The 9,846-nt window shown below is 65.2% G+C and carries 8 protein-coding genes and 1 pseudogene; 7 read left to right on the forward strand and 2 right to left on the reverse strand.

Features of this window, described 5'->3' with window-relative positions:
• The 5 genes and pseudogenes from HP547_RS23325 to HP547_RS23345 all read left to right on the forward strand — a co-directional run.
• Positions 1–101, forward strand: a pseudogene (locus HP547_RS23325) (amino acid ABC transporter permease); the annotation flags it as partial.
• Positions 98–832 (forward strand): amino acid ABC transporter ATP-binding protein, encoded by a 735-nt coding sequence (locus HP547_RS23330; RefSeq protein WP_172225290.1) that lies wholly within the window; start codon positions 98–100, stop codon positions 830–832. The pseudogene HP547_RS23325 and the gene HP547_RS23330, both read left to right, overlap by 4 nt.
• 72 nt (positions 833–904) lie before the next feature.
• Positions 905–2,809, forward strand: a complete 1,905-nt coding sequence (locus HP547_RS23335; RefSeq protein ID WP_172225293.1) for an ATP-binding protein — start codon at positions 905–907, stop codon at positions 2,807–2,809.
• A complete protein-coding gene (locus tag HP547_RS23340; RefSeq protein WP_172225296.1) occupies positions 2,806–4,134 on the forward strand; it encodes a sigma-54 dependent transcriptional regulator in 1,329 nt (442 codons plus the stop codon). The genes HP547_RS23335 and HP547_RS23340 overlap by 4 nt, the downstream gene beginning before the upstream one ends.
• Before the next feature lie 26 nt (positions 4,135–4,160).
• Positions 4,161–4,496, forward strand: a complete 336-nt coding sequence (locus HP547_RS23345; protein ID WP_172225299.1) for a GlpM family protein — start codon at positions 4,161–4,163, stop codon at positions 4,494–4,496.
• 15 nt (positions 4,497–4,511) lie between these two features.
• Here the strand turns inward: HP547_RS23345 and HP547_RS23350 are convergent, their stop codons facing one another.
• Positions 4,512–5,507 (reverse strand): alpha/beta fold hydrolase, encoded by a 996-nt coding sequence (locus HP547_RS23350; protein ID WP_172228344.1) that lies wholly within the window; start codon positions 5,505–5,507, stop codon positions 4,512–4,514.
• Positions 5,508–5,703: 196 nt separating this feature from the next.
• Between HP547_RS23350 and metR the strand changes: the two genes are divergently transcribed.
• A complete protein-coding gene (gene metR, locus HP547_RS23355) occupies positions 5,704–6,621 on the forward strand; it encodes a transcriptional regulator MetR (RefSeq protein ID WP_172228346.1) in 918 nt (305 codons plus the stop codon).
• Here metR and HP547_RS23360 read toward each other — a convergent pair.
• Positions 6,605–7,018 (reverse strand): NUDIX domain-containing protein, encoded by a 414-nt coding sequence (locus HP547_RS23360; RefSeq protein ID WP_172287633.1) that lies wholly within the window; start codon positions 7,016–7,018, stop codon positions 6,605–6,607. The genes metR and HP547_RS23360 overlap by 17 nt on opposite strands.
• 185 nt (positions 7,019–7,203) lie before the next feature.
• Here HP547_RS23360 and HP547_RS23365 point away from each other — a divergent pair.
• Positions 7,204–9,846, forward strand: a 2,643-nt coding sequence (locus HP547_RS23365; RefSeq protein WP_172287635.1) for a DEAD/DEAH box helicase, incomplete at its 3' end; no start/stop codon positions are given.

Below are 9,846 nucleotides of genomic sequence, written 5' to 3' on the forward strand. Positions count from 1 at the left end.
GCTCCCATGAGTTCCTGATCTTCGCTGGTGTCGTGTACTTCATCATCAGCTTCTCCGCTTCGTGGCTGGTCAAGCGCCTGCAAAAAAGGATCACCGTATGATTTCCATCAAGAACGTCAACAAGTGGTACGGCGACTTCCAGGTGCTGACCGACTGCACCACCGAGGTGAAAAAGGGTGAAGTGGTGGTGGTCTGCGGCCCTTCGGGCTCGGGCAAATCCACCCTGATCAAGTGCGTCAACGCGCTGGAGCCGTTCCAGAAAGGCGATATCGTGGTCGACGGTACCTCGATCGCCGACCCCAAGACCAACCTGCCCAAGCTGCGCTCGCGGGTGGGCATGGTGTTTCAGCACTTCGAGCTGTTCCCGCACCTGACCATCACCGAAAACCTGACCATTGCCCAACGCAAGGTCCTGGGCCGCAGCGAAGCGGAAGCGACCAAGAAGGGCCTGGCCCTGCTCGAGCGGGTCGGCCTCAGCGCCCACGCCAAGAAGCATCCGGGCCAGTTGTCCGGCGGGCAGCAGCAGCGCGTGGCCATCGCCCGCGCGCTGTCGATGGACCCGATCGTCATGCTGTTCGACGAACCAACCTCGGCGCTGGACCCGGAAATGGTCAACGAAGTGCTGGACGTGATGGTCGAGCTGGCCCACGAGGGCATGACCATGATGTGCGTGACCCACGAAATGGGCTTTGCCCGCAAGGTGGCCAACCGCGTGATCTTCATGGACAAGGGCAACATCATCGAGGATTGCCAGAAGGAAGCCTTCTTCGGTGACCCGACGGCCCGCCACGAACGCACCCAGCACTTCCTCAGCAAGATCCTGCAACACTGATTTTGCTTCACTGAAACGGTCGGCGCCGCTGCCTTTCGGGCAGCAGGCGCTGGTCGTGACAAGGCCACTGTGATGAAATGCGACCCTTCGCTTCTTCTCCCTGCCAAGCCTGCCGTGAATTCCCGCCTGATACGCCAATTGCTGATACCGCCACTGATCATCCTACTGATGGTCGGCCTGGGCCTGGCTGGCTATCTGATCAGCGAAAGCAACGGCATCCGCAGCCTCAGCGAAAATGGCGAACGCCAGCTGGAGCTGCACGCGCGCACAGTAGAGAGCGAAATCAGCAAGTACACCTACCTGCCGAGCCTGCTGGAGCTCGAAGACAGCGTCTCGCACTTGCTCACCGAACCTGACGGTGGCTCGCGACAGGCAGTCAACGAATACCTTGAAGGCCTGAACCGGCGCAGCCGCAGCCGGGCCATCTTCGTCCTCGATACCAATGGACGGGTGCAGGCCACCAGCAACTGGCGCGATGCCGACTCGTTCCTGGGTGAAGACCTGTCGTTCCGCGCCTACTTCCAGACCGCCGTGCGTGGGGAGCCCGGGCGCTTCTACGGCATCGGCAGCACCACGGGCGAAGCCGGTTACTACCTGGCCCACGGCCTGGAAGAACACGGTAAGATCATTGGCGTGGCGGTGATCAAGGTGCGCCTGGACACCCTGGAGGAGCGTTGGCAGCGTGCCCGCCTGGAAGCCTTCGTCAGCGACGAGAACGGCATCATCATCCTTTCCAGCGACCCGGCCCGGCGCCTGAAGTCGGTGCGTCCGCTGACCCCGCAAATCAAGGAGCGCCTGGCGCGCAGCCTGCAGTATTACTGGTGGCCGCTGAACGAGTTGCAACCCTTGGCCCGGGAAACCCTGGCCGACGGCGTCGAAAAGCTGACCTTCCCGGCCAACACTGAAACCGCCCAGAGCAAGCCCCACGAAGTGGCGTACCTGGCCCAGACCCGCCGCCTGGCCGATACCCCCTGGCACTTCACCCTCCTGACCCCGCTGCAGGACTTGCGCCGCGAATCCATGGTGCAAGGCATCCTGGTAGGCGTGGCCTTCGCCTTGCTGGCCATCCTCGGCATTGCCTGGAACGAGCGGCGCAAGGTCATCGCCACCCGCCTGGCCGCCCGCGAGGCGCTGGAAGAAGCCAACAGTCAGCTGGAGCGGCGAATCGCCGAACGCACCGCCGACCTGCGCGCCAGCAACGAACGCCTGAAAGGCCAGATTCGCGAGCGCCGGCATGCCGAGCAGACCCTGCGCCACGCCCAGGACGAGCTGGTACAGGCCGGCAAGCTGGCGGCCATCGGGCAGATGTCCACCAGCATCGCCCACGAGCTGAACCAGCCGCTGGCCGCGCTGCGCACCTTGTCCGGCAACACCGTGCGTTTCCTGGAACGCGGGGCGCTGGACACTGCCAGTACCAACCTGCGCACCATGAATGACCTGATCGACCGCATGGGCCGCATCACCGCCAGCCTGCGCTCGTTTGCCCGGCGCGGTGACGACAGCGGCCAGGCCTCGCTGGCCAAGGCGGTGGAAGCCACCTTGCAGGTGCTGGCCAACCGCATCAGCGCTTGCCACCTGCAATTGCATCACCAGTTCGAGGACCAACAACTGGCCATCGACCAGACCCGCCTGGAGCAGATCCTGGTCAACCTGATCGGCAACGCCCTGGATGCCATGGCCGCGCAGCCGTCGCCCGAGCTGTGGCTGGAAGGCGAACTGCAGGGCGACAAGTACCGTTTGCAAGTGCGCGACAATGGTCACGGCATCGACGCAGAAGCGCGCAAGCACCTGTTCGAACCGTTCTTCACCACCAAACCGGGCGAGCATGGCCTGGGCCTGGGCCTGACCCTGTCGGCGAGCCTTGCGGCGGCCGCCAAGGGCAGCCTCAACGTCGAGCACCCCGCCACTGGCGGCACGGCCTTTGTCCTGGCCTTGCCGCTGGTCTCCCCCCCTAGCGAATTGGCAGAGCACCCATGAACCAAGCGCCTCTTACTGTCCTGATCGTCGAAGACGACCCGCATGTGCTGCTCGGCTGCCAACAGGCACTGGCCCTGGAGGACATCGCCTGCGAAGGTGTGGGCAGCGCCGAACAGGCGCTGGAGCGCATCGGCGAGGATTTCGCCGGCATCGTCGTCAGCGACATCCGCTTGCCAGGCATCGATGGCCTGGAGCTGCTTAACCGCCTGAAGGCCCGTGACCGCAGCCTGCCGGTGGTGCTGATCACCGGCCACGGCGATATCGACATGGCGGTAGGCGCCATGCGCAACGGCGCCTATGACTTCATGGAAAAGCCGTTTTCCCCGGAACGCCTGGTCGACGTGGTGCGCCGCGCACTGGAACACCGTGGCCTGTCCCGCGAAGTGGTGGCCTTGCGCCGGCAACTGGCCGAACAGAGCAGCCTGGAGGGGCGCATCATTGGCCGCTCATCGGCCATGCAGGACTTGCGCGAACTGATTGTCAACGTTGCCGATACCTCGGCCAACGTGCTGATCGAAGGCGAAACCGGCACCGGCAAGGAGCTGGTCGCCCGCTGCCTGCACGACTTCAGCCGCCGCCAGGGGCAGCCGTTCGTGGCGCTGAACTGTGGCGGCCTGCCAGAAAACCTGTTCGAGAGCGAGATATTCGGCCACGAGGCCAATGCGTTCACCGGTGCCGGTAAACGCCGCATCGGCAAGATCGAACACGCCAACGGTGGCACGCTGTTCCTCGATGAAGTGGAGAGCATGCCGATCAACCTTCAGATCAAGCTGCTGCGCGTGCTGCAAGAGCGCACCCTGGAGCGGCTGGGCTCGAACCAGAGCATCCCGGTGGACTGCCGGGTGATCGCTGCGACCAAGGCCGACCTCGACACCCTGGGCCAGACTGGCCAGTTCCGCAGCGACCTGTACTACCGGCTGAACGTGGTCACCCTGGAGCTGCCCCCGCTGCGCGAGCGCCGTGAAGATATCCTGCAGCTGTTCGAACACTTCCTGCAGCAGTCGGCCCTGCGCTTCGACCGCGAGATGCCAACGCTGGACAGCCAGACGCTGTCACGCCTGATGGCCCACGACTGGCCGGGCAACGTGCGCGAGTTGCGCAATGTGGCCGAACGCTATGCGCTCGGCCTGCCAGCATTCAAGAAAGGCCCCAGCGGGGCCGCCAGCCAGGGCCTGGGCTTTGCCGAGGCCGTGGAAGCGTTCGAGCGCAACCTGCTGAGTGATGCCCTGCAGCGCACCGGTGGCAACCTCAGCCAGGCCAGCCAGGAGCTGGGCATGGCCAAGACCACGCTGTTCGACAAAGTTAAAAAATACGGCCTCGGCTGACCCCGCACCCTGACCTGGAAGACGATGTGGACCTGGTATTCAAAGCTGCCCTTGGCGCTGGCGTGGTACTGCTGCTGGCGATGCTGTCGAAGACGCGCAACTACTACATCGCCGGGCTGGTACCGCTGTTCCCCACCTTTGCGCTGATTGCCCACTACATTGTCGGCAAGGGGCGCAGCATTGCCGACCTGAAGACCACCATCCTGTTTGGCATGTGGTCGATCATTCCGTACTTCGTGTACCTGGCGACCCTGTATGTGCTGGTCGACCGCCTGCGCCTGGAGGCGTCGCTGGCGCTGGCCACGGTGGCCTGGCTGATGGCCGCGACCGTGCTGGTGACCTTGTGGCTGCGGATGCACTGAGGGCCAGTCCCTGCCTCAAAGCCCGGCGATATGTGTGACATCCTGCCGATGCGCCTGCAGGTAGGGCAACACCGCGCCCAGCAGCGGCGCCTTGAAGCGCTCTTGAAACCGGTGCGCCAGCCCGGGTATCAAGCGCAGCTGGCTGCCCTGGATATGCGCTGCCAGGTGCACACCATGCATCACCGGCAGCAACGGGTCGGCGGTGCCATGCACCACCAGGGTCGGCACCCGAAGCTGGTTCAGCAATTCCACCCGGCTGGGCTCGGCCAGTATCGCCATTATCTGGCGCTTGGCCCCGTCCGGGTTGAAGGCCCGGTCGTAAGCCACAGCCGCCTGCTGCAGCAATACCGCACGGTCGTCACGTACTTCGGGGCTGCCCAGGGCGGCGAGCAGGTCGGCCTGCTGCTCGATGGCCACTTCGCGGTTCGGCGCACTGCGCCGCGCCAGCAACTGCACCAGCGCCGGGTCCGGCGCTGGCAACCCGGCAGCCCCTGAACTGGACATGACCAACGTCAGGCTGCGCACGCGTTCGGGGGCCATGGCCGCCAGGTGCTGGGCGATCATGCCGCCCATGCTCACACCCAGCACATGAAACTGCCGCACGCTCAAGGCATCCATCAGGCGCAAGCCGTCATCTGCCATATCCGTCAGCGTGTAGGGTGCCGACACCGGCAGGCCCACCTTGTAACGCAGCAGTTCGAGCGTGAGGTTGGCTGACGGTGGCAGCTGGTTCCAGCGTGACAGGCCGACATCGCGGTTGTCATAGCGGATCACCCGAAAACCCTGGCGACACAACGCCTCGACCACGTCATCAGGCCAGTGGATCAGTTGCCCACCCAGGCCCATCACCAACAGCAGGACCGGGTCACGCGGCGCGCCGACGCTCTGGTACACCAGGCTGACCGCGCCCAGCTCGGCGCGCTGCACCGGCACGTGGGTGTCACAACGTTGATCGGCGAAACTCGCAGGTACGCTGAATATGAAGAAAACAAAAAGCAGAAAAGCCCGCATGGAAGAAACACCAGAATGCAGATACCCAGTAGAGCGCGAGTCTGATGAATTCTTTTCGGTCGCGCTGCCACAGTTCAGTGACAGTTTGATGACTCCCGCCAGGCGGTGCAGCTGAACGTGCAGTCGACAGCGACCGCAACATGAGGGAAACTCAACTCTATTGCTCTTTTCTCATATCATCATCCCGGAGTCACCAGTGCTGGAGATCCGTCACCTGAAAACCCTTCATGCCCTGCGCGAAGCCGACAGCCTGGTGGAGGCTGCCGAGCGCCTGCACCTGACTCAGTCGGCGCTGTCGCATCAGTTCAAGGAACTGGAAGAGCGACTTGGCCTGCCGTTGTTCGTGCGCAAGAGCAAACCGATCCGCTTCACCAGCGCCGGTTTGCGCCTGCTGCAACTGGCCGATGCCACCCTGCCGCTGCTGCGCGGCGCCGAACGCGACATCGCGCGCCTTGCCGGAGGTACCGCCGGGCGCCTGCACATGGCCATCGAATGCCACAGTTGCTTCCAGTGGCTGATGCCGACCATCGACCAGTTCCGCGACGCATGGCCGGAAGTGGAGCTGGACCTGGCCTCCGGCTTCGCCTTTGCCCCGCTGCCGGCGCTGGCGCGCGGGGACCTCGACCTGGTGGTGACCTCCGACCCGCTGGACCTGCCCAGCATCACCTATGTGCCGCTGTTTACCTATGAAGCGATGCTGGCCGTGGCCAACCAGCATCCGTTGGCCAGCAAACCGTATATCGTGCCGCAGGACCTGCTCGACCAGACCCTGATCACCTACCCGGTGGAGCGCGACCGGCTGGACATCTTCACCCGTTTCCTGGAGCCGGCAGACATCGAGCCCGCAGCCGTGCGCACCTCCGAGCTGACGGTGATGATGATGCAGCTGGTGGCCAGCGGCCGCGGCGTCTGTGGCATGCCGCACTGGGCGCTGCATGAATACAGCTCTCGCGGTTATGTGAAGGGCAAGCGCCTGGGCGACAAGGGCCTGTTTGCCACGCTGTACGCCGCCGTGCGCACCGACATGCTCGATGCGCCGTACATGCGCGACTTCCTGCTGACGGCCAAGGACACCTCTTTCGCCACGCTGGACGGTGTCAGCGCGGTTCGTTGAGCACCTGGCGGTACAGCGGCAGGATCAGGTCGCGGGTCAGGGGCGCCAGTGGCAGCGCGGGCGTCTGATCGCCGGCCAGCCACACCACTTCTTCGATCTCGGCGGCCGGGACCACCGCTGCAGCGCTGTCGACCCGGAACAGTTCGGCCTGTACTTCGAAGCCTGGCTCGTTGGCGGCCGGGGCGCTGAACTGTCCCAGGTGCACGGCCTGGTCCGGGTCGATCTGCAGGCCCAGCTCCTCATGCAGTTCGCGCACCAGTGCCTGAACGGGTGATTCGCCGGCATCGATCTTGCCGCCAGGCTGCATGAATGCCTGGGTCCCACGCTTGCGCACCAGCAGGGTGCGGCCCTGAGGGTCGATCAGCAGGGCAGCGGCGATGCGGATGGTGTTGGGCATGGGCTGGGCTCACCAAGGACAATGGCCGGGGAGGATCCCATGGGGTCATTGGCCTGACAAGTCCACGGCCTCCTGTCCCCGGCCTTTTTGCGGGCAAGCCCGCAAAAAGGACGCATCAGTTTTCACCAGACCTCCCAGACGAACGGCCCCTTGCCAACCCGCCCCGCACCCGCCATAACCAGAACATGAACCTGCCCGCCAAACACCACCCGGTGCTCGAGCTGTTCCACCCCGCCGTGCGTACCTGGTTCCGTGGCCATTTCGCCACCGTCACCGATGCGCAAGCGCAGGCCTGGCCGTTGATCCATGCCGGCCAGTCACTGCTGCTGGCCGCGCCAACCGGTTCGGGCAAGACCCTCAGCGCATTCCTGGCGGTGCTCGACGAGCTGTTTCGCCAAGGTCTGGAGCGCCACGGCGACTTGCCCGCGCAAACGCAGGTGGTCTACGTCTCGCCGCTCAAGGCCTTGTCCAACGACATCCGCCTGAACCTGCAGGCGCCGCTCGAAGGCATCAGCCAGGCACTCGCAGACGAGGGCCTGAAAGCGCCGTGCATCACCACGGCAGTGCGCACCGGCGATACCCCGCAGAAGGAGCGTGCTGCCATGCGCAAGCTGGCCCCGCACATTCTGGTGACCACCCCCGAATCGCTTTACGTACTGATGGGCTCGGCGTCTGGCCGCGAAGGCCTGGCCAACGTACACACGGTGATCGTCGACGAAATCCACGCCTTGGCCGGCAACAAGCGCGGCTGCCACCTGGCCCTGACCCTGGAGCGCCTGCAGGCCTTGAGCAACCGCCCGCTGCGGCGTATCGGCCTGTCCGCCACGCAACGGCCGGTCGAGCGGGTGGCGCAGTTTCTGGTCGGCAGCGCTCGGCCTTGCGCCATCGTCGATGTGGGGCATGCGCGCCAGCGTGACCTGGCCATCGAGGTCCCGCCCGTGCCGCTGGCTGCAGTGATGGCCACCGATGTCTGGGGCCTGGTGTACGACCGGTTGGCCGCCTTGGCCAGGGAACACCGCACCACCCTGGTATTCGTCAACACCCGCCGCCTGGCGGAACGCATCACCCGCCACCTCAGCGACCGGCTGGGCAAAGAGGCCGTTGCCGCGCATCACGGCAGCCTGTCCAAGGAGCTGCGTCTGGATGCCGAACAGCGCCTGAAAAACGGCAAGCTGCAGATGCTGGTGGCAACCGCGTCACTGGAACTGGGCATCGACATCGGTGATATCGACCTGGTGTGTCAAATCGCCTCGCCGGGTTCGATCGCGGCGTTCCTGCAACGTGTCGGCCGCGCCAGCCACCAGGTGGACGGCGTGCCAAAGGGGCGCTTGTTCCCCACCTCGCGCGACGACCTGATCGAATGCGTGGCGCTGCTGGACTGCGTACGCCGCGGCGAACTGGACGAGCTGCACATGCCCCGGGCGCCGCTGGACGTGCTGGCCCAGCAGATCGTTGCCGAAGCCAGCAACCAGGCCTGGCATGAGCAGGCGCTGTTCGACTGCCTGCGCCAGGCCGCGCCCTATGCCGCACTCGACCACGCCCATTACCAGGCGCTGCTGCGCATGCTCGCCGAGGGTTACAACGGCCGCCAGGGCGTGCGCAGTGCCTACCTGCACCGCGACGCCGTGAGTGGCACCTTGCGTGGCCGCCGCGGCAGCCAGCTGACGGCGCTGACCAGCGGCGGCACCATCCCCGACAACGCCGACTACTCGGTACTGCTCGAACCGCAGTCGCTCAACATCGGCAGCGTCAATGAAGACTTTGCCGTGGAAAGCATTGCCGGCGATATCTTCCAGCTGGGCAATGCCTCCTATCGCATCCTGCGGGTAGAACCGGGCCGGGTGCGGGTGGAGGATGCCCAGGGCCTGCCGCCGACCATCCCGTTCTGGCTGGGTGAAGCGCCGGGGCGCAGTGACGAGCTGTCGGCTGCGGTGGCCCGCTTGCAGGGGCAGGTTGACCAGCAACTGGCACTGGCTGACGGTAACCTGGACCGAGTGCTGGCGTGGTTGCAGAGCGCATTCGAACTGGGTGAAGACAGCGCCGGCCAGTTGCTCGACTACCTGGCCCGCACCCGCGAAGCGCTTGGCGCCCTGCCCTCGCAGGAGACCCTGGTGATGGAGCGCTTCTTCGACGAATCCGGCGGCACCCAGCTGATCATCCACTCGCCGTACGGCAGCCGCATCAACCGCGCCTGGGGCCTGGCGCTACGCAAGCGCTTCTGCCGCACCTTCAACTTCGAGCTGCAGGCCGCCGCCAGCGAGGATGCCATCGTACTGTCGCTGTCGACCAGCCATAGCTTCGAGCTCGATGAAGTGTGGCGCTACCTGAACAGCCGCAGCGCCGAGCCAATCCTGATTCAGGCAGTGCTCGAGGCGCCGTTGTTCGGCGTGCGCTGGCGCTGGAACGCCAGTGTGGCGATGGCCCTGCCGCGCTTTGTCGGCGGGCGCAAGGTAGCACCGCAGATCCAGCGGATGAAAAGCGAAGACCTGGTGGCCGCCGTGTTCCCCGACCAGATCGCCTGCCTGGAGAACATTGTCGGCGAGCGGCAGGTACCCGATCACCCGCTGGTCGAACAAACCCTCGATGACTGCCTGCACGAGGCGATGGACTGCGAAGGCTGGCTGGCGCTGTTGCGGCGCATGGAAAGCGGCGCAGTGCGTCTGCTGTGCCGTGACCTGCCCGCCCCCTCTCCGCTGGCTGCGGCCATTCTCAATGCCAGGCCGTATGCCTTCCTCGACGATGCACCGCTGGAAGAGCGGCGCACCCAGGCGGTGCTGAACCGGCGCTGGAGCGAGGTGCGCAGTGGTGACGACCTGGGTGCGCTGGAC

The organism is Pseudomonas sp. CM27, assembly GCF_013179515.1.
GTDB lineage: Bacteria > Pseudomonadota > Gammaproteobacteria > Pseudomonadales > Pseudomonadaceae > Aquipseudomonas.